22 protein-coding genes and 1 tRNA gene are annotated in these 21,672 nt (G+C 39.4%); 15 read left to right on the forward strand and 8 right to left on the reverse strand.

Annotated elements, in window-relative coordinates; translation table 11 throughout:
* The 5 genes from AAEU31_RS13745 (at position 1) to AAEU31_RS13765 (ending at position 4,950) form a co-directional block, all read left to right on the forward strand.
* The gene (locus AAEU31_RS13745; RefSeq protein WP_138556891.1) at positions 1 to 642 is read left to right on the forward strand and encodes an MBL fold metallo-hydrolase; all 642 of its coding nucleotides are present in this window, start codon (positions 1 to 3) and stop codon (positions 640 to 642) included.
* A gap of 97 nt (positions 643 to 739) precedes the next feature.
* On the forward strand, positions 740 to 1,198 hold the full coding sequence (locus AAEU31_RS13750) for an Lrp/AsnC family transcriptional regulator (RefSeq protein ID WP_036968198.1): 459 nt from the start codon (positions 740 to 742) through the stop codon (positions 1,196 to 1,198).
* A gap of 145 nt (positions 1,199 to 1,343) precedes the next feature.
* Positions 1,344 to 2,900: a SulP family inorganic anion transporter gene (locus AAEU31_RS13755; RefSeq protein WP_135924392.1), complete on the forward strand. Its 1,557-nt coding sequence runs from the start codon at positions 1,344 to 1,346 to the stop codon at positions 2,898 to 2,900.
* Positions 2,901 to 3,055: 155 nt separating this feature from the next.
* Complete coding sequence (locus AAEU31_RS13760) at positions 3,056 to 4,129, forward strand: sensor histidine kinase (protein WP_135924393.1); 1,074 nt, start codon at positions 3,056 to 3,058, stop codon at positions 4,127 to 4,129.
* Positions 4,126 to 4,950 carry a LytR/AlgR family response regulator transcription factor gene (locus AAEU31_RS13765; protein WP_135924394.1) on the forward strand — a complete coding sequence of 275 codons (825 nt, stop codon included), beginning with the start codon at positions 4,126 to 4,128 and terminating at the stop codon, positions 4,948 to 4,950. Before AAEU31_RS13760 ends, AAEU31_RS13765 begins: the two co-directional genes overlap by 4 nt.
* Positions 4,951 to 5,023: 73 nt before the next feature.
* Here AAEU31_RS13765 and pyk read toward each other — a convergent pair whose 3' ends face one another.
* Entirely contained in the window at positions 5,024 to 6,457 is a 1,434-nt protein-coding gene (gene pyk / locus AAEU31_RS13770; protein WP_135924395.1) for a pyruvate kinase, read from the reverse strand.
* 425 nt (positions 6,458 to 6,882) lie between these two features.
* Here pyk and gnd point away from each other — a divergent pair, with 425 nt between their 5' ends.
* On the forward strand, positions 6,883 to 8,256 hold the full coding sequence (gnd, locus tag AAEU31_RS13775) for an NADP-dependent phosphogluconate dehydrogenase (protein ID WP_421967514.1): 1,374 nt from the start codon (positions 6,883 to 6,885) through the stop codon (positions 8,254 to 8,256).
* Between the two features lie 40 nt (positions 8,257 to 8,296).
* On the opposite strand, the gene ansA is transcribed toward gnd, so the two are convergent.
* Complete coding sequence (gene ansA, locus AAEU31_RS13780) at positions 8,297 to 9,307, reverse strand: asparaginase (RefSeq protein ID WP_421967515.1); 1,011 nt, start codon at positions 9,305 to 9,307, stop codon at positions 8,297 to 8,299.
* A gap of 59 nt (positions 9,308 to 9,366) precedes the next feature.
* On the reverse strand, positions 9,367 to 11,232 hold the full coding sequence (gene sppA, locus AAEU31_RS13785; RefSeq protein ID WP_421967516.1) for a signal peptide peptidase SppA: 1,866 nt from the start codon (positions 11,230 to 11,232) through the stop codon (positions 9,367 to 9,369).
* Positions 11,233 to 11,430: 198 nt separating this feature from the next.
* Here sppA and AAEU31_RS13790 point away from each other — a divergent pair, with 198 nt between their 5' ends.
* From AAEU31_RS13790 to bamJ, 7 genes are all read left to right on the forward strand, one after another.
* The gene (locus AAEU31_RS13790; protein WP_421967517.1) at positions 11,431 to 13,392 is read left to right on the forward strand and encodes an oxidoreductase; all 1,962 of its coding nucleotides are present in this window, start codon (positions 11,431 to 11,433) and stop codon (positions 13,390 to 13,392) included.
* Between the two features lie 61 nt (positions 13,393 to 13,453).
* Complete coding sequence (locus tag AAEU31_RS13795; RefSeq protein ID WP_421967518.1) at positions 13,454 to 14,164, forward strand: HvfX family Cu-binding RiPP maturation protein; 711 nt, start codon at positions 13,454 to 13,456, stop codon at positions 14,162 to 14,164.
* Positions 14,165 to 14,227: 63 nt separating this feature from the next.
* On the forward strand, positions 14,228 to 14,776 hold the full coding sequence (locus tag AAEU31_RS13800; RefSeq protein ID WP_135924400.1) for an NAD(P)H nitroreductase: 549 nt from the start codon (positions 14,228 to 14,230) through the stop codon (positions 14,774 to 14,776).
* A 198-nt stretch (positions 14,777 to 14,974) separates the two neighbouring features.
* Positions 14,975 to 15,352 carry a hypothetical protein gene (locus AAEU31_RS13805; protein WP_135924401.1) on the forward strand — a complete coding sequence of 126 codons (378 nt, stop codon included), beginning with the start codon at positions 14,975 to 14,977 and terminating at the stop codon, positions 15,350 to 15,352.
* 74 nt (positions 15,353 to 15,426) lie between these two features.
* Positions 15,427 to 15,517 (forward strand) — tRNA-Ser (locus tag AAEU31_RS13810).
* Positions 15,518 to 15,569: 52 nt separating this feature from the next.
* Positions 15,570 to 15,968 carry a hypothetical protein gene (locus AAEU31_RS13815; RefSeq protein WP_135924402.1) on the forward strand — a complete coding sequence of 133 codons (399 nt, stop codon included), beginning with the start codon at positions 15,570 to 15,572 and terminating at the stop codon, positions 15,966 to 15,968.
* A gap of 72 nt (positions 15,969 to 16,040) precedes the next feature.
* A complete protein-coding gene (gene bamJ, locus AAEU31_RS13820) occupies positions 16,041 to 16,658 on the forward strand; it encodes a BamJ family beta-barrel-assembly machinery protein (RefSeq protein WP_135924403.1) in 618 nt (205 codons plus the stop codon).
* Between the two features lie 68 nt (positions 16,659 to 16,726).
* Here bamJ and fur read toward each other — a convergent pair whose 3' ends face one another.
* The 5 genes from fur to AAEU31_RS13845 form a co-directional block, all read right to left on the reverse strand.
* Positions 16,727 to 17,170, reverse strand: a complete 444-nt coding sequence (gene fur, locus AAEU31_RS13825) for a ferric iron uptake transcriptional regulator (protein ID WP_135924404.1) — start codon at positions 17,168 to 17,170, stop codon at positions 16,727 to 16,729.
* Between the two features lie 189 nt (positions 17,171 to 17,359).
* Entirely contained in the window at positions 17,360 to 17,887 is a 528-nt protein-coding gene (fldA, locus tag AAEU31_RS13830; RefSeq protein ID WP_135924405.1) for a flavodoxin FldA, read from the reverse strand.
* 14 nt (positions 17,888 to 17,901) lie between these two features.
* Positions 17,902 to 18,180 (reverse strand): LexA regulated protein, encoded by a 279-nt coding sequence (ybfE, locus tag AAEU31_RS13835; protein ID WP_004586673.1) that lies wholly within the window; start codon positions 18,178 to 18,180, stop codon positions 17,902 to 17,904.
* A 2-nt stretch (positions 18,181 to 18,182) separates the two neighbouring features.
* Positions 18,183 to 18,404, reverse strand: coding sequence for a DUF2788 domain-containing protein (locus AAEU31_RS13840; RefSeq protein WP_062569139.1), 222 nt, complete (start codon positions 18,402 to 18,404; stop codon positions 18,183 to 18,185).
* A gap of 98 nt (positions 18,405 to 18,502) precedes the next feature.
* A complete protein-coding gene (locus tag AAEU31_RS13845; RefSeq protein ID WP_421967519.1) occupies positions 18,503 to 19,267 on the reverse strand; it encodes an alpha/beta fold hydrolase in 765 nt (254 codons plus the stop codon).
* A gap of 131 nt (positions 19,268 to 19,398) precedes the next feature.
* On the opposite strand from AAEU31_RS13845, the gene seqA reads away from it, so the two are divergent.
* Positions 19,399 to 19,995, forward strand: coding sequence for a replication initiation negative regulator SeqA (seqA, locus tag AAEU31_RS13850; protein ID WP_135924407.1), 597 nt, complete (start codon positions 19,399 to 19,401; stop codon positions 19,993 to 19,995).
* Between the two features lie 16 nt (positions 19,996 to 20,011).
* Positions 20,012 to 21,649, forward strand: a complete 1,638-nt coding sequence (pgm, locus tag AAEU31_RS13855; protein ID WP_421967520.1) for a phosphoglucomutase (alpha-D-glucose-1,6-bisphosphate-dependent) — start codon at positions 20,012 to 20,014, stop codon at positions 21,647 to 21,649.
* The last annotated feature ends 23 nt before the right edge of the window (positions 21,650 to 21,672 follow it).

Below are 21,672 nucleotides of genomic sequence, written 5' to 3' on the forward strand. Positions count from 1 at the left end.
ATGAAAGTAGTGACAGTTCCGGTGACTGGTTTTGCACAAAATTGTCGTATTATAATTTGCACCGAGAGTAATCAAGCTGCATTAATTGATCCCGGCGGTGATAAAGAAAAACTTATCACTGAGCTGACGAAATTAAAATGTAAAGTGGTTGCGGTATATCTTACTCATGGGCATTTAGATCATGTTGGCGCCGCTAAAGAACTAGCTGAGCACTATGATGTTGAAATAATCGGTCCGCATATTGATGATCAATTTTGGTTTGATGCACTTCCTATGCAAGCACAAATGTTCGGTTTTAATGCTATCGAACCATTTTATCCTACAAAGTGGTTATGCCACGGCGATACGATAGAGGTGGGTCAACTATCGCTTTCTGTTCGCCACTGCCCAGGACATACACCAGGACATGTTGTGTTTTACCATGAACAGTCACAGCAGGTAGTTGTCGGCGACGTAATTTTTCAAGGTTCAATTGGACGTACTGACTTCCCTAAGGGTAATAGCAGTCAGTTAATTGAATCTATTCAGTCACAAATACTTACGCTGACTGATGATGTTGTTATCTTAGCGGGTCATGGTCCAAACACTACGGTAGGCCATGAGCGAAAAACAAACCCTTTTATCAGTGGTAAGTATGGCTAAAATTGCAATTTCATTGCATAAGTAGTAGAAAATAAGCAGACTGTTTTTTAAATCAGTTATATAATTTAACCCATAATCTTAAAGAAAAAGAAATAAAATGTCTCTTAACCAAGTAGATCGCCAAATTTTGGCATTATTACAGCAAGATGCTAGCTTATCAACGGCAGAGATTGCCGATAAAGTTGGTTTGTCTCAATCGCCATGTTGGCGTCGTATTGCTAAGCTTGAGCAAGATGGCTACATCAAAGGTAAAGTTGCTTTGCTTGATGAGAAAAAGCTTGGCTTTGATATGTTAGTCTATGCCCATGTTCGTTTATCAAATCACGGCAGAACAAACTTAGCTGAGTTTGAACGATTAATTATGAGCTACGACGAAGTCACTGAGTGTTACAGTATGGCTGGTACAATGGACTTTATGCTTCGTATTATCTCTAAAGGTATTGAAGGCTATGAGCAATTTGTTCGCGATAACCTGTTAAACCTAGAGTTTGTACAAGAAGTTCATTCTAATGTCACTATGACGTGTGTTAAACGTAGTACGTCTTTACCACTTTAGTTTTTATTTACTACGATTGATAACAGTTAAAAACGGTTAGTACTTAACAGTACTGACCGTTTTGTTGTTAATAATTGTTAACTTTTCTGCTTTTTGCTAGAATTGCGCGCCTTGCCGAAACGTATTCACTACAAAGAGGAACTTAATGTTTAACTTACTCAGCAAAGCGCCAAGCTCTGCTAAAAATGATATTTTATCTGGCTTGACGGTCGCACTGGCATTGGTGCCTGAAGCTGTTGCATTCGCTTTTGTTGCTAATGTAGAGCCTTTAGTCGGTTTGTATGCTGCCTTTATTGTTGGTTTGATCACCGCTATTTTTGGTGGCCGTCCTGGTATGATTTCTGGTGCTACCGGCGCATTAGCCGTTGTAATGGTAAGTTTAGTATTAGATCACGGAGTTGAATATTTATTTGCGACCGTGCTTTTAATGGGCATTCTGCAGGTCTTAGCGGGTGTCTTTAAACTTGGTAAATTTATTCGCATGGTTCCGCATCCCGTTATGCTCGGCTTTGTTAATGGTCTAGCTATTGTTATTTTCTTAGCTCAACTTGGTCAGTTCAAAGTACCTGATGGCATGGGAGGGCAGCAGTGGATGGAAGGTCAAGCCTTGTATATTATGCTTGGCTTAGTGGCACTTACAATGGCAATTATCCATTTTTTACCTAAATTGACTACGGCTGTGCCTTCTTCATTAGTTGCAATTGTCACAGTTACAGGATTGGTAATTGGTTTTGACTTAGAAGCGCGTACCGTTCTTGATTTCTTAAAAGGTATGACGGGTAATGAGCAAGCAACTATTGCCGGTGGTTTACCACAATTCCACATCCCTATGGTGCCATTTAACCTAGAAACATTAAAAATTATTTTCCCTTATGCGCTTGTTCTTGCGGCAATTGGTTTAATCGAGTCATTACTAACATTAACCTTAATTGACGAAATAACAGAAACACGTGGTCACAGTAACAAAGAGTGTATCGGTCAAGGTGCTGCGAATATTACCTGCGGTTTCTTTGGAGCGATGGGCGGTTGTGCGATGATCGGTCAGTCAATGATTAATATTAACTCTGGTGGTCGTTCACGTTTATCTGGTATCAGTGCTGCATTATTGCTGCTAGCGTTTATTATCTTCGCTGCAAGTCTAATTGAAATGATCCCACTGGCTGCACTTGTCGGTGTTATGTTTATGGTTGTTCTTGGTACGTTTGAATGGGCAAGCTTTAAGATGATGAAGCGTGTGCCTAAGTCTGATGCCTTTGTGATTGTTCTTGTATCGGGTGTAACGGTAGTTACTGACCTTGCTATTGCGGTATGTGTTGGTGTTATTGTATCGGCACTGGTATTTGCTTGGCAGCATGCAAAACATATTTACACAAACAATTATATTGATGAGCAAGGCTCAAAAGTATACGAACTTCATGGTCCATTATTCTTTGGTTCAGTGAAAAACTTCGCTGAGTTATTTGATGTTAAAAATGACCCTGAAGATGTGATCATCGAATTTAAGCATAGCCGAGTAGCAGATCACAGTGCGATTGAGGCAATTGATAACTTAGCAGATAAATATGCTAAAACGGGCAAGAAATTGCACTTACGCCACTTGAGCCCTGATTGTATCCAACTTCTGCATAATGCGCGTGATTTAGTTGAAGTAAACGTGATTGAGGATCCGCATTATAAGGTGGCTTCTGATAAGTTAGCTTAAATAGACAATGTTTAAAAAGCGAAGGCGGCTGTCGTCTTCGCTTTTTTTATACCTGAATTATGCGTTAAGGCTATAAAAAATTAAGATAGGCGGCAGTGCTTTGTATAACTGTCTATCGGTATAATAACTATAAGTTTGTAAGGTAACTTGATATTTTGAATTGGCAATCATTAGTTGATAATCGACAACGTTTTTTCTGGGTTTTGCAAATTGCAGGCTGGATAGGGTATGCGTTAGTTAATTACATCGGCTCTAAAGTATTTGAAATGCGTGATATTTACGTGTTTGTTATTGTATTAAATGCTTATGCTGGTTGTTTAATGACAGTGCCTTTACGCTACATGTATCGCAAAGTGTGGAATGCTTCGCCTTGGGTACTCATGTTAGTGGTATTTGGTGCCTCTTATTTAACGGGCACACTTTGGGCTGTAGTACAAAAATTTAATTTATGGGAGATATATCGCCATGGTTATCGCCCAAATGAGTGGTTTTATTACTTTCAGCAAGGTTTAGATTCAGTCTATATTATCCTTTGTTGGAGTGGATTATATTTTGGTATTAAGTATTACCAGTTATTGCAAAGTGAACGTCAAAAGGCTTTAAAAGCGACAACAATGGCTCACGAAGCACAACTTAAGATGCTACGCTATCAGCTTAATCCGCACTTTTTATTTAATACGCTTAATGCAATCTCTACACTTATTTTGGTTAAAGAGAATAAAGATGCTAATTTAATGGTGTCTAAATTAAGTGATTTCTTGCGTTATACACTCAATACAGATCCAATTAAAAAAGTTCCATTAGAGCAAGAAATTCATGCATTAATGCTGTACTTAGAAATTGAAAAAGTACGCTTTGATGAGCGTTTACAAATTAACGTTGATGTAAGCGAACAAGCAAAAAAAGCCTTAGTACCAAGTTTAATTCTCCAGCCGTTGATAGAAAACGCCATTAAGTATGCGATAGCACAACTCAACGAGGGCGGGGTCATTGATATTAAGGCACAAGTTTTTGCAAATGAATTATTATTGGAAGTAGGCGATAATGGTCCTGGCACTGAGCTTAAAAATGGTCAGCTTGTTAATTCTCAAGGGGTTGGTATAGCTAACACTCAGGATCGATTAAAAACACTTTATGAGAACAACTACTCGTTTGTTCTCTCTGACAATACGCCAAGTGGATTAAAAGTAAATCTGCGCGTTCCGTTTGAAAAGGCTGTTAAGAAATGAGCAAAATTAGAACTTTGATCGTTGATGATGAACCGCTTGCAAGGAAAGGCTTAGCCGTTCGACTTTCTGAATTTGAAGACATAGAAGTAATTCGTTTATGTAGCAATGGTCAAGAAGCAATAGATGAGTGCTTATCAGGTAATATAGAACTGGTATTCTTAGATATTCAAATGCCAAATATGAATGGTTTTGAAGTGGCCCGCGCTTTAAGCGAAAGTGTTAATCCATTGCCTGCCATTGTGTTTGTAACTGCGTTTGATCAGTTTGCGGTAAAAGCATTCGAGATTCATGCATTGGATTATATTCTTAAACCAGTCGATGACAACAGACTAAAACAGGCGGTAGAAAAAGTGCATACTTATTTAAAAACACAACAAGATAACGCCCATAAGAAGAAACTAGCAAGCTTTGTGGCTGGTATTACTGGCAACAATTGTGAAGAGATTTTGAAAAAGCTTGCGACAGGCGATAGCCTTGCAGATCGTCGTTATCCTGAATCACTGGCAGTAAAAGAGCAGGGCGAAATTGTTCGTGTTCCTGTTGTTACAATTCAATGGGTTGATGCTGCAGGTGACTATATGTGTTTACATTGTCAAGATGGCCAAACTCATATCTTACGTAAAACCATGAAAGAGCTAGAGCAAGAGTTAGATCCGCAACTGTTTGTTCGTGTTCACCGCAGTGCCATTGTTAACACCAAGCAAATTAGTAAGCTCGTTACTCAGGTGAGTGGGGAGTACTTGTTAGTTCTCGATAATGGGCAAGAGTTAAAAGTTAGCCGCAGCTATCGTGACAAAGTAAAAGCTGCACTAGCAAGTTAATAAGCTGTCATAATAAGTTAAAGACAAATAAGGCGCAATCAATGCGCCTTTTTTAATCAGTGATTGCAACAGTTTAAACTGTCACAATCTTCATTGTATTGGTAGCACCAATAGTTTCCATCGCATCACCGTGCGTTAAAATCACAGTATCTCCGGTGCTTAAAGAACCAAGTTCTACTAATGTATTAAGTGCTTCGCGAACCATATTTTCATCTTCACACTTAGTTGAATCAAAAAATACAGGGTAAACACCGCGATACAATGCAGTTTGACCTAAAGTGCTAGCGTGACGTGATAATGAGTAAATTGGTAAGCCAGAACTAATGCGAGACATTAACTTAGCTGTGCTACCTGATTCAGTCAGTGTCACAATCGCTTTTACAGAATCAAGATGGTTGGCTGCATACATAGCAGACAGTGCAATTGATTCAGCATTAGATGAAAAGCGGCTGTCTAAACGGTGCTTAGAAACGTGAGTTTCTTTTTGAGACTCAGCACCTAAACATACGCGGGCCATAGTAGCAACGGTTTCTTCAGGGTAGTCACCAGCTGCTGTTTCAGCAGATAACATTACTGCATCAGTGCCATCTAGAACCGCATTTGCAACGTCCATAACCTCAGCGCGTGTTGGCATCGGGTTATCAATCATTGATTCCATCATTTGCGTTGCTGTTACTACAGTACGGTTTAGTGAACGTGCGCGGCTAATAATTAGCTTTTGTTTACCAACGAGGGCAGCATCACCAATCTCAACACCAAGGTCGCCACGAGCAACCATAACAGCATCAGAAGCTAGTACGATATCATCAACTGCTTCAACTGTTTCTACAGCTTCTGCACGTTCGATTTTGGCAAGAAGCTGCGCGTTAGAACCAGCAGCTTCTGCTAATGAGCGAACATAGCGCATGTCATCGCCACTACGTGGGAATGATACAGCAATATAATCAACACCAATTTCTGTTGCTGTGATTAAATCTTCTTTGTCTTTATCTGTAAATGCCGGAGCCGTAAGACCACCACCTAAGCGGTTGATACCTTTATTGTTAGAAAGTACACCACCCACAGTTACTGTGGTGTGAACTAAATGACCATCTACACTATCAACAGTCAGTTGGATAAGGCCGTCATTTAATAACAGTAAGTCACCTGATTTAACATCGTTTGGTAACTCTTTATAATCGATACCTACAGCATTTACATCGCCTTGGCCTTTTTCCATTTTTGCATCTAAGGTAAATTTAGCGCCAACTGCTAAGTTTACTTTACCGTCTTTAAACGTAGATACGCGGATTTTTGGGCCTTGTAAATCAGCAAGAATTGCAATGTGCTTGCCTAAACGCTTTGCAATATCGCGAACTGCTTGTGCGCGGTCTTTGTGATCTTGTGCTACGCCGTGTGAGAAGTTCAAACGAACCACGTTTGCACCTGCACGAATGATTTTTTCTAAGTTGTTATCGCGATCGGTTGCCGGCCCAAGTGTCGCAACAATTTTAGTGCGTCTTAGCATCAAATTCTCCTGTGCGCTTAAAAATATTAAGCGAATTGATGGTTATCTATAAAAATGTTGTGCTTATTTAATAGCATATAAATGAATCAAATTAAGCTTAATGCAGAATTCATAAGTAAAAAATCATTGTTTTTACGTATGAGTATCTGGCTCTTTGTATTAAATACAGAGTTTACAAAGCATTAATGACGCTATTATGACACCGGTGTCAGGTAGCGTCAATACACATACCTTTTTAAAGGGTATTATAAAAATCTGGTCCGATGCCCTTATTAATTTGATATACTAACCCCAGCTTGCTGCGTGCCTTTTATAGATTTATAGCAAGTTAGCTCGGAAGCTCGCATTTTTGGGCTGCTTGGGTATAATGCGCGCGTATTTATTTTGATTAACTAACCAATAGTTGTTACCGAGGAGGACACTAAATGCAAGTTGCATTAGTAGGGTTAGGCGTTATGGGTAAAAATCTTGCCCTCAACCTGATTGAAAAAGGGCTGACATTAGTAGCTTATGATAAAAACCCAGATGCGGGTGCCGAGTTACTAAGCTGTGCGAAAGCACTAGGTTTGGCAGACCGTTTACATATTGTGTCTGATTTAAATGATATGGTTAGACGCTTAGAGCCGCCTCGTTCGATTCTACTTTTAGTTCCTGCTGGTGAATTGGTTGATAAAGTATGTACAGAGCTTGCAGAAGCAGGCGTTGACTGTGATGACATTATCGTAGATTGCGGCAATAGTAACTATAAAGACGGCATAAGCCGTAAACTTAAATATCAAAACAAATTTGAATTTGCCACTATGGGTATTTCTGGCGGTGCCGAAGGTGCTCGTCACGGCCCAGCTATGATGGCAAGTGGTTCAGAAGGCGGCTGGGAGCGTGTTGAGCCGTGGTTTGAAAAAGTAGCTGCAAGCTATAAAGGTGAGTCATGCTTTGCCCGTGTTGGCCAATCTGCAAGTGGTCACTTTGTGAAAATGGTTCATAACGGTATCGAATATGCGTTAATGCAATTAATTGCAGAAATGTATCAATTATTGCGTTTAGGCACGAATCGTTCACCAAAAGAAGTTGCGGACATTTTTAATGAATGGTCTGAAGGCACATTAAATAGCTACTTACTGTCAATCTCAAGCCATATCTTGAGCCTCGAAACAACAGAAGGTGAACCGCTAGTTGATTTAATCGACAACAAGGTTGGCGCTAAAGGCACTGGTTTATGGACTGCGCAAAATGCGCTAGAGCTTGGTATTGCGGTACCATCATTAGTTGCTGCTGTTCAAGCACGTCACTTAACAAATACTTGTGATACGCATGCTGCTAAAGAAATGACTTACGCTGCTAAAGCAACTGACACAGTTGATTTAGACTTAGCTGAGCTAAAAGATGCATTCACTCTGGCAAGTTTACTTGCTTATCGTCAAGGTTTAGCACTTATCAAAGGTGCATCACGCGCTCATCAGTGGAAAGTTGATCTTTCTAAAACGCTGCAAACATGGCGCGCAGGCTGTATTATCCGTGCTGATTACTTAGACAACGTTGCTGAAGGTGTAGAATTTATTGATTCTATGCAGTGTGAGTCAGCGGCTTTACGTAAAGTGACAGGTGCAGCGGTTGCTTCTGGTCTTGCTTTCCCTGTATTAACAGCTACGCAAACTTACATTGCGACGTTAACAACACCAAGCAATGGTCACCTTGTACAAGCACAACGAGATTACTTTGGTGAACATGGTATTAAAACCCACAGCGGTGAAATATGCCATTTAACTGACTTAGTTGAGATTGACGAAAAAGTTCGTTAATCATCAAAAAACGAAAAAAGGCACCAATTGGTGCCTTTTTTTAACGGCTTAACTCGCCGCGAAGGTTATCTTGCATCAAGTGTCGAATTGTTTCTACTTCAAGCTTTTGACTAAATAAGTAGTGCAACTTGGTCAAACAGGCTTCTAATGTCATATCATAGCCGCTAATAACACCGCAATTAAGCAAAGCATTCCCTGTGGCATAGCCGCCCATATTCACTTGGCCTTTTAAGCACTGCGTTAGATTAACAATTACCATACCGCGTTTACTTGCATCATTAAGAATATCTAAGAACGCCGGAACTTGCGGGGCATTACCCACGCCAAAACTTAATAAAACAAGTGCTTTGATGTCGTCATTAACTAAACTTTTAACCACTTTTGGGCTTATCCCAGGGTAGAGATAAAGCACACCAATTGGCTGTGGTGTGATATTTGACACCTGTAGTTCGTTATCAACGTAAGGGCTTAGTTGCCCTTTGATCAGTTGAATATTAATTCCAGACAGTGCTAATGGTTCAAGGTTCGGTGATGCAAAGGCATCAAAGCCATCAGCATGGGCTTTTGTCGCACGGTTACCACGGAACAACTGGTTATTAAAAAACAGGCTTACTTCAGCAATTGGGTAATTAGCGGCTAAATACATGGCATTAAGTAAGTTTACTTGGCCATCAGAACGAAGCTGAGAAAGCGGAATTTGCGAGCCTGTGACAATCACAGGTTTTGTCAAGTTCTCGAACATAAATGACAGGGCAGAAGCGGTATAAGCCATAGTATCTGTACCGTGCAGAACCACAAAGCCATCATAGTCTTGGTATTTACTTTTGATATCGTCAGCAATTAGTTGCCAGTGGGCAGGTGACATATCTGAAGAATCAATCAGTGGGCAATATTCGTGAATATCAAACAAAGGCATTTCGTCACGATTAAATTCTGCATTATTGACCACAGTTTCGGTTAAAAAACCTTCAGCCGGTACATAGCCTCGGCTCGATTTTTTCATCCCGATGGTACCACCTGTGTAGGCGATATATATACGTTTACGTTTCATAAAAAAGGCCCAGTTAAATAACTGGGCCTAGTATACCTAAAATTGAATTGCTAAGTAACTTATTGAATTACATTACACACCAAACAACGAGCGTATACGCCTTGTGGATCGTTGTAATCTTTAAGATTGTCAACTTCACTACTTAGTTGCTTGATCAGGCTCTGTAAATTAGCTTGTGTTGCCAATACTGATTGTGATGGATCAGACTTAGCAAAGAAGCTTTTAACTGCTGCTGTACCAAAGATATCTTGAAGCATTTGCTCTTGCGGTGTAAGCGATTGTTTGATGGTTTTAACATCATAATGCTTAAGTTTAGCTAGTTCAGCGGCAGCTTCAATTGCATCTTGCTTGTCACCCAGTTTATCAACTAAACCAAGCTCTTTTGCTTGTGTTGCAATCCATACACGACCTTGAGCAATTTTATCTACTTGTTCAGGTGTCATATTGCGCGCTTCAGCCACAACATCTAAAAAGCGTTTATATGCATTTTCAACACTTAGTTGGATAATATCTGCCATTTTCTCATCAAGCGGTCGCGCAATTGAGAAGCCTGCAAGATCTGTTGTCGCAACACCATCTGAATAAATACCCAGTTCAGCCATAGTATTTTCAAATGTCATGAACGTACCAAACACACCAATTGAACCTGTAATTGTGCTAGGTGCAGCCCAAATTTCATTGGCGGCTGAGGCAATCCAGTAACCACCCGATGCTGCTACCGAGCTCATAGAAGCAATAACCGGTTTACCAGCAGCCTTCAGAGCTAAAACTTCAGCTCGAATAACTTCAGATGCGAACATACTGCCGCCGCCTGAATCTATACGTAATACCACTGCTTTTACTTTGTCATCTAAACGAGCTTTACGAAGTAGGGCAGCTGTAGAATCACCACCGATTTCACCGGCTTTACGTTCGCCATCGACAATAGTGCCTTTAGCAACAACAACCGCTACTTTTTCAGTGATTGGGTTGTCAAATTCAACAGGTGGTTTTACCAATGATAGATATTCACGGAAACTGACTTGCTTAAAGGTTTTACCGGTTTCTTCTGCACCGACTAATTCAATCAGTTGCTGGCGGATTTGCTGTGATGTTTTTAAAGAATCAACCCATTGATTGTTCAAAGCGTACTGACCAGAGTTACCGTCAACGGCCTGCATTTTAGCTAAGTACACATCCATATGTTCATCAAAATTGCTTTCATCGAATGGGCGGCTTGCAGCAACATCTGTTTTATATTCATTCCAAAGTGCTGTTAACCAAACGCTGTTCGCTTCTTTAGCTGCATCAGACATGTCGTTGCGAATAAATGGTTCGACTGCTGATTTATAAGTACCAACACGGAAAATATGCTGTGTTACTTTTAGCTTTTCTAATGCCTCTTTAAAGTAAAGAGGGAACATGCCATAGCCTTCGATACTCACACCACCGTAAGGATGCATTGAGATTTCGTCAGCATGGGCTGCAATATAATATTGTGCTTGAGTGTAATAATAGCCTGTAGCAATGACTTGTTTACCAGCCGCTTTAAACTCATCGATAGCTTTAGTAATTTGCTTAAGCTTATTGATGTGTGCACTAGGCATTTTTTGTAGGTCAAGTAGCATTACAGTGATGCGATCATCATTGGTTGCTTCATTGATAACTTCGATTACATCATCTAGTAAAATTTCTGATGGTTCTTCTTTACCCATAGTTGCGTCATTAATCGCAGCTTCTACAGGATCAACGTAAGTTTTTTCTTCAACTATTGGGCCATTTAAGTTGAGGCGCAACACAGTTCCGTCTGCTACTTTTACTTTGTCTTCTTCACCTGTTATTGCAACGAAAAAGAGTATTACTAGTAATAAAAATAAAATGTTTAGGACTAAACGGCGGGAGAAGTTAATCCCAGTCCAAATGCCTTTAAATATCTTTGCTAGCAAAATAAATCCTTAATTCAATACAGCTTTGTAATGACTCATCTTAGCTTAGATTAACTTTAAATTTAACTGTTAAATAGTAACAGAGTGTTTAAAAAGACAATTTGCTACAGAATATTTACTAGCGAAAAGTTGATTATTCTAAGTTATTACCGCAGAATCTATTTCAAGTAGAGGTTCGACCAGTTAACGGGGCACACAATGTTAGAACAAAAATTACAATTACAGCATACCGAACTTCGTAACCGTTTGGTTATGGGATCAATGCATACCGGCTTAGAAGAGGGATGGCACAACCGTAAACGCTTACGCGCATTTTATGAAGCACGTGCAAAGGGTGGCACTGGATTAATTATAACTGGTGGTTACAGTCCAAATTTACGAGGCAAACTATCGCCTTTCGCCTCAACGTTTAACTCGTTTTATGATGTGATTAAACATCGCGCATATACGGATGCAGTGCATCAACATGGCGGAAAAATTTGCTTACAATTATTACATGCTGGCCGTTATGCATATCATCCATTTAATCAAGCACCAAGTGCTATTCAAGCACCTATAAATCCTTATAAACCTAAAGAAATGTCGTTAGGCTCAATTAAAAAGACTATTAAAGACTTTGCAAGCTCAGCAAAACTTGCTGAAAAAGCAGGTTACGATGGTGTTGAAATAATGGGATCTGAAGGTTATTTGATTAATGAGTTCATGGCCAACCATACTAATAAACGTACGGATAGTTATGGAGGTAACCTTGAAAATCGTATGCGTTTAGCGATTGATATTGTAAAAGCTGTACGCGCTAAAGTAAGTGAAAAATTTATTATTGTATTTCGCTTATCTGTAATGGATCTGATCCCAAACGGCTCGACACCTGAAGAAGTTAAACAGCAAGCGCTTGCACTTGAAAAAGCGGGCGTTGATATCTTTAACACGGGGATTGGTTGGCACGAAGCACGTGTTCCAACAATAGCAAGCATGGTACCACCAGGCGCCTTTAAAGAGGCATCAAAACGTTTAAAAGATACAGTATCGGTACCGGTAATCGCAGTAAACCGCATTAATACACCTGAAATAGCCAATGGTATTTTAGAGGCGGGTGAGTCTGATCTAATTTCGATGGCGCGTCCTTTATTAGCTGATCCTGAGTTTTTTAATAAATACGTAAATAACAAGTCAGAGCAAATCAATATCTGTATTGGCTGTAACCAGGGTTGTTTAGACCATGTATTTAAAAACAAACGTGCGACTTGCTTAGTTAACCCACAGGCGGCTTTTGAATTAGACTATAGCCTTGAAAAAGCGTCATCTTCTCGTTTAGTGCTTGTTGTTGGTGCAGGCCCCGCTGGTCTAGCTGCTAGTTGCTATTTAGCAGAAAAAGGTCATAAAGTGACTCTAATTGAGCGTAAAGAGCAGATGGGCGGTCAATTTAATTTAGCAATGCAAGTACCTGGTAAGGAAGACTTTAACCATACTCTTAATTACTTTACTAATGAGTTAAAACGCTTAAATGTTGATTTAAAGCTAGGCACTGAATTTACAGAAAACATGCTTAACCAATACGATGATGTTGTGTTTGCAACAGGCGTTAGACCTCGTGAAGCAAAAATAGAATGTAACGATGGCAAGCGTGTGTTTGCCTATGATGAAGTGATCCGCGGTGAGGTAGAGCTAGGTAACAAAATAGCGATTTTAGGTGCCGGCGGTATTGGTTTTGATATGGTTGCCTTTTTAAGTGAACACAAAGGGCAAACTATTGAGCAATTCAAAACTCAATGGGGTATTGAATGTGAAGCTGCACCTGAAAAAGATAACCGCCAAATATACATGCTTAAGCGAAGTGCAGGGCGTTTTGGCAGTGAACTGGGTAAAACAACGGGTTGGATCCATCGTCAAGTTGCTAAACAGCATGGTGTAAAACAAATTGCTGAGTGTCAGTACCTTAGCTTTGATAACCAAGGTTTGAAAATTACTGTTAAAGGTGAAGAGCAAATCTTAGATGTTGATACTGTGATTGCTTGTATTGGTCAGGTTTCAAATACAGAAACATTCGAAAAACAAACAGAAAACGCCAAAGTTCACGTTATTGGTGGAGCCAAACTAGCTGCCGCTATTGATGCGAAACGTGCGATTTTTGAAGCGCTACAAGTCGCTCGTAAAATTTAATTGAAAGTAAACTAGAAAACCCGCGGTCTGTGTGATTAATCTAATTAGTCACGAGACCGCAATGTCGAGCACACACTTATTACCTCTTTACCAACGCATCTTAACTAAACTTCAGTTTTTAGATGGACTACCCAGCCTATTTATTCGCTTAATCTTAGCCCCAGTGATGATCATTGCCGGCTTTAATAAACTTGCCTTAAGCGGTGATGTTACCCATTTTTATCAATACTTTTTAGCCTCTGATGATATCGTCGCTTGGTTTGGCAATAGTGAATGGGGGTTAGGCTTACCAATGCCCTCTGTACTGTCCTTTTTAGCTGCATGGACAGAGTTTTTAGGCGGCATTTTGCTGTTATTTGGTCTGTTCACACGTTTAGTAGCAATCCCCTTAATGATAACTATGCTTGTTGCTGCAACGACTGTCCACGCAAGTAATGGCTGGTTTGCTGTTACCCCAACAGATGCGAGTACTAGCCCTGCAAGAGTCCTCAGTTGGCTTGCAATTCCCGCAAGTGAAGCCAGTTTGATTAATTCAAAAGAAGCGGGTGAGAGATTAACTAAAATGCGCGAGTTATTAGAGATTCATGGTTATACGGAATACCTGTATGCTAAAGGGAAACCTGTGATTTTAAATAATGGTATTGAGTTTTCAGCGCTCTATTTCGTGATGCTACTTAGCTTATTTTTTTCGGGGGGAGGTCGCTATTTTAGCCTCGATTATTGGCTTGTTAGAAATCGCACTAAGCTCTTTATTGCAAGTGAATATAAATGATAAGCTAGAACTTTAATGCCTTTATAAAATGAGGCGCTGTATTAATGTTTTAATAGGAATTAAATGGACGCTTTAACTCTTTTACAAACTCGACAATCAGATCCACGTCTTATTGCTCCTGGTCCATCAGAAGAACAGCTTGAGATTATTCAAAGAGCTGCAATAAAAGTACCGGATCATGGTTGCCTTGCTCCTTGGCGTTTTATTGTTGTTGAAGGCGATGCTCGGCATAGATTAGGTGATATTTATCATCAAGCTGCAGTTGCTGAACATCAAGATGAGCGCACGGTTAATCGTGCAAAAGAACTACCACTTCGCGCGCCTATGATTATCATTGCAATTGCTGATGTAAAAGAAAACCCTAAAGTGCCACGTATTGAACAAGTTCAAAGTGCTGGTTGTGCAGTGCTTGCCATGCAGCAGGCCGCTTTTGCCCAAGGATTAGGTGGGATCTGGCGCACAGGCTATTTTGCTCAAAGTGAATCAGTCAAAAAAGCTTTAAATTGTAAAATTGATGACGAGATAGTTGGCTTCTTATATTTAGGTACTCCTGAAGTTGATATTAAAAAGCCTATTAGGCATAAACCAGATACTTTTTTTGAGAGACTTTAAAAATTAGGAACTTTTTTATATTTATGCAGTCAGATGCTATTAAGCTTGCATGTGTTAGTTTAATTAATTTAGGCTGCAGTGTAAGAATTATTAGGATGCAAAAAACAAAATAATTATTCTTCAGTGTGTTTTTTAATCGGTTGTTTTTTGTTAACGTAGGGATAGTCTTAAAAAATAACGATAAAGAAGACGAGGACAATGGGAAACTTATTTTTACGAGAAAAAGAAAATTGGTTCGCTTGGTCAATATGGGGCATTATAGGTGCTGCCGTCACTTTTTTTGTGGCTATCTCAACTAGAGCGCCACAATTTCTTGGCTTATCTGCTATTGGGTTCTTGTTGTTACTTACGTGGTGGATGCATAGTACTAAGCGATTTGATTTTGGTCGCGCTTTTAAAGTTTGTTGTTATGTATTGACCTTAACCTGCTTACCCGCATTTTTATTAGTGATAGTACCAAATAACAATCTAAACAAAATAGACGTTATTGTTCAGGGGGCAGGGTTTGCTCTTATCAGTTTAATTGTCTGTTTTGTCTGCTCAATGATTGCGCGTCGACCTAAACAGTATTACTAAATATGAGTTTTTATTGTTTTTTTACAATTAAGGCTTTACATCGACCACGGTAACTAATATTATGCGCGCCGTACGGAGAGATGGCAGAGTGGTCGAATGCACCGGTCTTGAAAACCGGCAGGGGTTTGTAGCCCCTCTAGGGTTCAAATCCCTATCTCTCCACCATTATTTAAAAAAACCGCCTACAGGGCGGTTTTTTGCTATCTGGAGATAAATAATGTCAGCAAGCACACCTTCTACACCTATAAGAATGATAAAGCATGTTTTACTTTGGTGTATCTTCTCTTATTTTTATCATAGTGGCATTAATGTACTTGTTGCTATGGCTCATGATGCACAACCAGATTACGGATTGTTATCCTCAATTGCGTATGGCATTGGTTTCAATGTACTCGTAGGTCATTTAATTGGTAAGTACGACAAACATTGGCCTGTTATTGCGGCAATATTTATCGCTGTAGTTGGGCTTGTTGTAGTGCCTTTAATATTAATGGGGCAGGCGAGTTTAAAAGATACATATTTTATTTTGGCTATGGTGATAAGTTTACCGGTTGCAACATTAGTCATTGAAAAAATAAAGCAACGAATTAGTTTAAACACTGAGCAAACGCAATAAACTAAGCGATATTCGTTGTTTTTTTATGTTAGTATGAGCACGTCTTTTAACTAAATAAACGTGAATTTAAACATGTCAGATAATTTTACAACAGACGCTGAAAAAGCAAGTTACGGTATTGGTTTACAAATGGGTGAGCAATTAAAAGCAAACCCTTTTGAAGGTTTAAACTTAAACTCTGTATTTGAAGGTATGAAAGACGCATACACTGGTAACGATTTCCAAGTTGAAATCCCAGCAATTCAAGCTGCCTTTGAAAAGATCAATGCTGAAATCCAAGCTCGCCGCGAAGAAGAAGCTAAAGTACTTGCTGCTGAAGGTATTGCCTTCTTAGAAGAAAATGCAAAACGTCCTGAAGTAACAGTAACTGAGTCAGGTCTTCAATACGAAGTGCTTACTGAAGGCAATGGTGAGAAACCAACTGTAGATTCAACAATTCGTGCGCATTACCATGGTACACTTATCAATGGTACGGTATTTGATAGCTCTTATGAGCGTGGTCAACCAGCTGAATTCCCAGTGGGTGGCGTTATCAAAGGTTGGACTGAAGCAGTACAAATGATGGGTACTGGTTCAAAATGGCGTTTATACGTACCGCATGAGCTTGCTTATGGTGAGCGTGGTGCTGGTGCTGCAATCGCACCTTTCTCAACACTAATCTTTGATGTTGAGCTATTAGAAATCATCTAATTGATTTTAATAGGTATAAAAAAACCTGCTTTAAAGCAGGTTTTTTTATGTCTGAAATAAACAGCTAATTAGCTATTTGACTCAGCGTATTCTTTACACTTAACTTTGTCCTCACACTCACCATAAAGGTAAAGAGAGTGGTTAGTTAATTTAATGCCATTTTCTGTAGCAATCTCTTCTTGACGACGTTCGATTAAATCATCTTCAAATTCAACAACCTTGCCGCATTTAAGACAAACGAGGTGGTCATGGTGAGTGCTACCTGATAATTCAAATACTGACTTGCCGCCTTCGAAGTGGTGGCGAGATACAATACCAGCATCATCAAATTGGTTAAGTACACGGTAGACAGTTGCAAGACCAATCTCTTCGCCTTTGTCTAATAGAATTTTATAGACATCTTCAGCGCTGATGTGTTGATTGTCTGGAGATTGTAGAATCTCTAAAATTTTAATACGCGGCAAAGTTACTTTTAACCCTGCTTTTTTTAGTTCCAAGTTGTGATCAGTCATTCAATCTGTCTCAATTTATTTAGTTATACTAGGCATCATTAAGATGCACACGACACATTAGCAACTGTTAGAATAACGTGCCTAGTTACTAAGTGCAAAGAACAATTCGTTTGATTGCTGTTTTTTTAGACGAAAACGAACTGGTTGTGCATCTTTACATCAGCTAGTAAATGCGAGTAGTACTTGTTATTAATCAGCAAGTTCCGCTAAACACATCTCTTCATAAACTTGAGCGCACCAGTCTTTTACACGTTGCTCTGTCAGTTCAGGTTGACGATCTTCGTCAATCCCTAAGCCAACAAACGTTTTGTCATCAATTAATGCTTTTGATGCTTCGAAGTCATAGCCATCAGTTGACCAGTGACCTACTACAATCGCGCCACGCTCAGTAACGATGTCGTTGATCATACCCATTGCATCTAAAAAGTATTCAGCATAGTCTTCTTGGTCACCACAACCGAAAATTGCAACCAGTTTACCTTCGAAGTCTACTTCTTCTAATTCAGGGAAAAAATCATCCCAGTCACATTGCGCTTCACCGTAGTACCAAGTTGGAATACCGAATAACAATAAATCGAATTCAGCAATCTCTTCTTTAGAACTTTTTGCAATGTCATGAACCGCGACTAGCTTTTTACCTAATTCTTTTTGAATCATTTTAGCTACGTGTTCAGTATTACCTGTGTCGCTTCCGAAAAAAATACCTACGCTTGACATGGATTTAAAACCTTCTATCTATCAATAGCCAATCTTTCTTGTAAAATTGTTTCAATCAACGCGCTACGGCTAATATTCTGCGCATCTGCCATATCGCTTAATGCCTGATATAACTGTGATGAAACCTTAAATTCTACACGCTTTAAACCACGTGCTTTATCTCGCTTTATTTGATTACGTTTATTTACTTTTAATTGCATGTCGCGAGGTAGGGGATTTGTTTTAGGTCTACCTGGACGTTTCTCGTATTCAAATAAATCGGGTGTTGTTCTATCTGTTTCTGATTTTGCCATATCTAGCCCACACCTGCGCCTTGCCAAAAGACTTGAATAAGACCTTTAGCTATAAACCCAGAACAGCCTAAGAATAGCACTAACCAAACGATGTATCGGCCAAATTTTGGTACATCACCTTTTTTAAGGACGTCTTGAATTGCCATTCCAATAAAAAAGAAAATGCCGGCTAAGCCAAAATACAACCCTAAGGTATCAAATTCGTTAATTAACTGACTGACCATCAACGTATAAACCTTCAAAATAAACGGCGCGTACTATACCACACAAATTCATAATAATTTAGTGCGCACGATCAAAAACAGCGAAATTTATCTGTCTTTTATGTGGCTAAAAAATCGCTAATTGCTTTATTTACGGCAAGCGGTTTTTGTGCGTGTAACCAATGACCAGCGCCATGAATTATTTTTGCTTTAGCATTAGGAAATAACGCCATAATTGCAGGGCGGTGCTCAGCTAAGATGTAGTCTGAATCATTACCTTTGATGAACAAAGTATCACATAAACAAGAATCATTTTCATCAACTTGAGCTAAAATATTTCCATATTGCTCATATATAACCGCTAAATTAAAGCGCCATTGGTAGTGGCCTTGATCGTTTTTAGCAAAGCTCTTTAATAAAAACTGGCGTACACCCACTTCATCTATGTGCTTTGCAAGGACTTCATCAGCGGCTTTCCTGTCAGCAACATTCGACTCGGCTACCTCATTCAGGCCTGCAAAAATAGCACTATGACGAGGGTTATTAGCAACAGGAGAGATATCTAACACCACTAGTTTATTGATTAGCGCTGGGTGATTAAGGGCTAATTGCATAGCAACTTTACCGCCCATTGAATGACCAATGATGTGAGCTTTATTAATGTTCAAGTGTTCAAGTAACTCACTGACATCTTGAGCCATAGCATGGTAATTCATGGTATCGCTGTGGAATGATTTACCATGATTTCGTAAATCGATATTCGTTACGCGGTAATTTTCAGCTAAGGCTTTTGCGATTACATTGAGGTTTTCTAGCGAGCCAAACAAACCATGGATCAACACAACGTCTGAACCTTGACCCATTTGTTGGTAGTTTAATAGCATTTTCAACTCCTAATTTTAATGGCAGTATTTTGCCTAGCGAAATAACAAATTGCAAAACATAGAGAATTACTGCGAGCTTAGGTATAATCATCGAGAACTTTTATAATGTGACCCGTAAAGACAGGAATAACATGAAAAAAATTGACATAGACGACGAGTTATATCAATACATAGCTAGCAACACGCAAAGTATTGGTGAGAGCGCTTCCACTATTTTACGTCGTTTATTAAACCTTTCTGATGGCACCTTAGCGCCCGTTGAAACAGCAACTAGCAAAACTGAACAAGAATCTCCAGTTGTTGAACCTGAACAAGCAATAGAGCAAGAACCAGCCCCTAAACACGATGAACCTGAACAAGTCGAAACTGTCACAACAGCACAACAAGTCAAAGGTAATGTGTTTAATGTGTTAAACAAAGAAGAACTGGCAATGCAAAAAGGTGTTGTTGGTCGTTTCTTATTTATCTTGGCAGCGCTTTACAGAACACACAAAGCAGATTTTGCGAACGTTCTAGAAATTAAAGGCCGTGACCGCGTCTATTTTGCAACTAGTAAAGAGGCGTTGCTTGAAAGTGGCAGTAGTATGAATCCAAAAAATATCACCGATACAGAGTATTGGGTGATGACTAACTCAAATACAACCAGAAAAAAAATGATGCTTCATGAAGTGGCCTTAAGCCTAGGCTATAGTGCGGACGAAGCAGAAAAAATTCGTGATTACTTATAATAGGTAAGGAAATAATATGGCGATTCATCCAGAGGCAGGGAAACCTGCGCCACAACAGAGCTTAGTAAATGTTCCAAAACTAATCTCTGCTTATTACTTAAATGAACCTGATCTTGAACAAAACCCAGAGCATTGCGTTGCTTTTGGTACGTCTGGTCACCGCGGTTGTTCATTCGATGTAAAATTTAATGAATCGCATATATTAGCGATCACTCAAGCAATTTGTGATTATCGTAAAGAAAATAACATTTTTGGACCTCTGTTTCTTGGCAAAGATACGCATGCTTTAAGTGAAGCTGCTTTTAATTCAGCAATTGAAGTGTTGGTTGCGAATGAAGTGCAAGTTATTACTCAAGAGAATGACGACTATACGCCAACCCCAGTGATCAGCCACGCAGTTGTTTGTCATAATAAAGAAAATCCAAATGAATTGGCCGATGGTATTGTTGTAACTCCATCACACAACCCGCCTGAAGATGGTGGTTTCAAATATAATCCACCAAATGGCGGACCTGCTGATACTGACGTTACTAAATGGATTGAAGATAGAGCAAATCAATTACTGCTTGAAGATTTAGTTGCTGTAGAGTTATTTCCGTTTGCTAAAGCATCACGTTCTGGCTTTATCAAATACCAAGATTTAATAACACCTTATGTCGATGACTTAGCGAACATTGTTAATTTAAAAGCTATTAGCGATGCAAAAATCAAAATTGGTGTGGATCCACTCGGTGGCTCTGGTATCAACTTCTGGCCAGTGATTGCCGAAAAATATAATTTAGACTTAACGGTCGTAAATAAGTCTGTTGATCCAACATTCTCGTTCATGCCTTTGGATAAAGACGGTAAAATCCGTATGGACTGCTCATCTCCTTATGCAATGACTAATCTTATTGCATTAAAAGATGACTACGATATTGGTATTGGTAACGACCCTGATTATGACCGTCACGGCATTGTTACACCTGACGGCTTAATGAATCCAAATCACTTTTTAGCGGTTGCAATTGACTACTTACTAAATAACCGTGAATGGTCAAAAGATGTTGCAATTGGTAAAACGCTCGTATCAAGCGGAATGATTGATAAAGTGGTTGCACGTAATAACCGTGAAGTAAAAGAAGTACCAGTAGGCTTTAAATGGTTTGTTGAAGGCTTAAGCAAGGGGACACTTGCTTTTGGTGGCGAAGAAAGTGCAGGGGCGTCATTCTTGCGCTTCGATGGTACAGTGTGGAACACCGACAAAGACGGTTTTATCTTAGGTTTACTAGCGGCTGAGATATTAGCAGTAACGGCTAAAACACCTTCACAGCTATACAAAGAACTTGAGCAAGAGTTTGGTGCACCTATTTATAAACGTATTGATGCCCCAGCTAATGCACAGCAAAAAGCGCGTCTAAAAGCGTTATCAGCAGATGATGTAACTGCCAGTACCTTAGCGGGTGATGCTATTACACAAAAACTAACTCATGCACCTGGCAATAATGCTGCTATTGGTGGTTTAAAGGTTGTTACCGAAAATGGTTGGTTTGCAGCTCGTCCATCAGGCACAGAAGATATCTATAAAATTTACCTAGAATCATTCAAAGGTGAAGAGCATCTAGCATTACTAGAAAAAGAAGCGAAAAAACTGGTTGATTCAGTAATTAGCTAATTTCATTTTTATCTTTTAAAACG

Origin of the sequence: Pseudoalteromonas thalassia, assembly GCF_049257215.1 — a bacterium.
Classification (GTDB): Bacteria; Pseudomonadota; Gammaproteobacteria; order Enterobacterales; family Alteromonadaceae; genus Pseudoalteromonas; species Pseudoalteromonas lipolytica_C.

Bases quoted from the DNA above. Each gene is read 5' to 3' on its own strand.
- AAEU31_RS13745 (WP_138556891.1), top strand. From the start codon at position 1: ATGAAAGTAGTGACAGTTCCGGTGACTGGTTTTGCACAAAATTGTCGT.
- AAEU31_RS13750 (WP_036968198.1), top strand. From the start codon at position 740: ATGTCTCTTAACCAAGTAGATCGCCAAATTTTGGCATTATTACAGCAA.
- AAEU31_RS13755 (WP_135924392.1), top strand. From the start codon at position 1,344: ATGTTTAACTTACTCAGCAAAGCGCCAAGCTCTGCTAAAAATGATATT.
- AAEU31_RS13765 (WP_135924394.1), top strand. From the start codon at position 4,126: ATGAGCAAAATTAGAACTTTGATCGTTGATGATGAACCGCTTGCAAGG.
- pyk (WP_135924395.1), bottom strand. From the start codon at position 6,457: ATGCTAAGACGCACTAAAATTGTTGCGACACTTGGGCCGGCAACCGAT.
- gnd (WP_421967514.1), top strand. From the start codon at position 6,883: ATGCAAGTTGCATTAGTAGGGTTAGGCGTTATGGGTAAAAATCTTGCC.
- ansA (WP_421967515.1), bottom strand. From the start codon at position 9,307: ATGAAACGTAAACGTATATATATCGCCTACACAGGTGGTACCATCGGG.
- AAEU31_RS13790 (WP_421967517.1), top strand. From the start codon at position 11,431: ATGTTAGAACAAAAATTACAATTACAGCATACCGAACTTCGTAACCGT.
- AAEU31_RS13795 (WP_421967518.1), top strand. From the start codon at position 13,454: ATGTCGAGCACACACTTATTACCTCTTTACCAACGCATCTTAACTAAA.
- AAEU31_RS13800 (WP_135924400.1), top strand. From the start codon at position 14,228: ATGGACGCTTTAACTCTTTTACAAACTCGACAATCAGATCCACGTCTT.
- AAEU31_RS13805 (WP_135924401.1), top strand. From the start codon at position 14,975: ATGGGAAACTTATTTTTACGAGAAAAAGAAAATTGGTTCGCTTGGTCA.
- AAEU31_RS13815 (WP_135924402.1), top strand. From the start codon at position 15,570: ATGTCAGCAAGCACACCTTCTACACCTATAAGAATGATAAAGCATGTT.
- bamJ (WP_135924403.1), top strand. From the start codon at position 16,041: ATGTCAGATAATTTTACAACAGACGCTGAAAAAGCAAGTTACGGTATT.
- fur (WP_135924404.1), bottom strand. From the start codon at position 17,170: ATGACTGATCACAACTTGGAACTAAAAAAAGCAGGGTTAAAAGTAACT.
- fldA (WP_135924405.1), bottom strand. From the start codon at position 17,887: ATGTCAAGCGTAGGTATTTTTTTCGGAAGCGACACAGGTAATACTGAA.
- ybfE (WP_004586673.1), bottom strand. From the start codon at position 18,180: ATGGCAAAATCAGAAACAGATAGAACAACACCCGATTTATTTGAATAC.
- AAEU31_RS13840 (WP_062569139.1), bottom strand. From the start codon at position 18,404: ATGGTCAGTCAGTTAATTAACGAATTTGATACCTTAGGGTTGTATTTT.
- AAEU31_RS13845 (WP_421967519.1), bottom strand. From the start codon at position 19,267: ATGCTATTAAACTACCAACAAATGGGTCAAGGTTCAGACGTTGTGTTG.
- seqA (WP_135924407.1), top strand. From the start codon at position 19,399: ATGAAAAAAATTGACATAGACGACGAGTTATATCAATACATAGCTAGC.
- pgm (WP_421967520.1), top strand. From the start codon at position 20,012: ATGGCGATTCATCCAGAGGCAGGGAAACCTGCGCCACAACAGAGCTTA.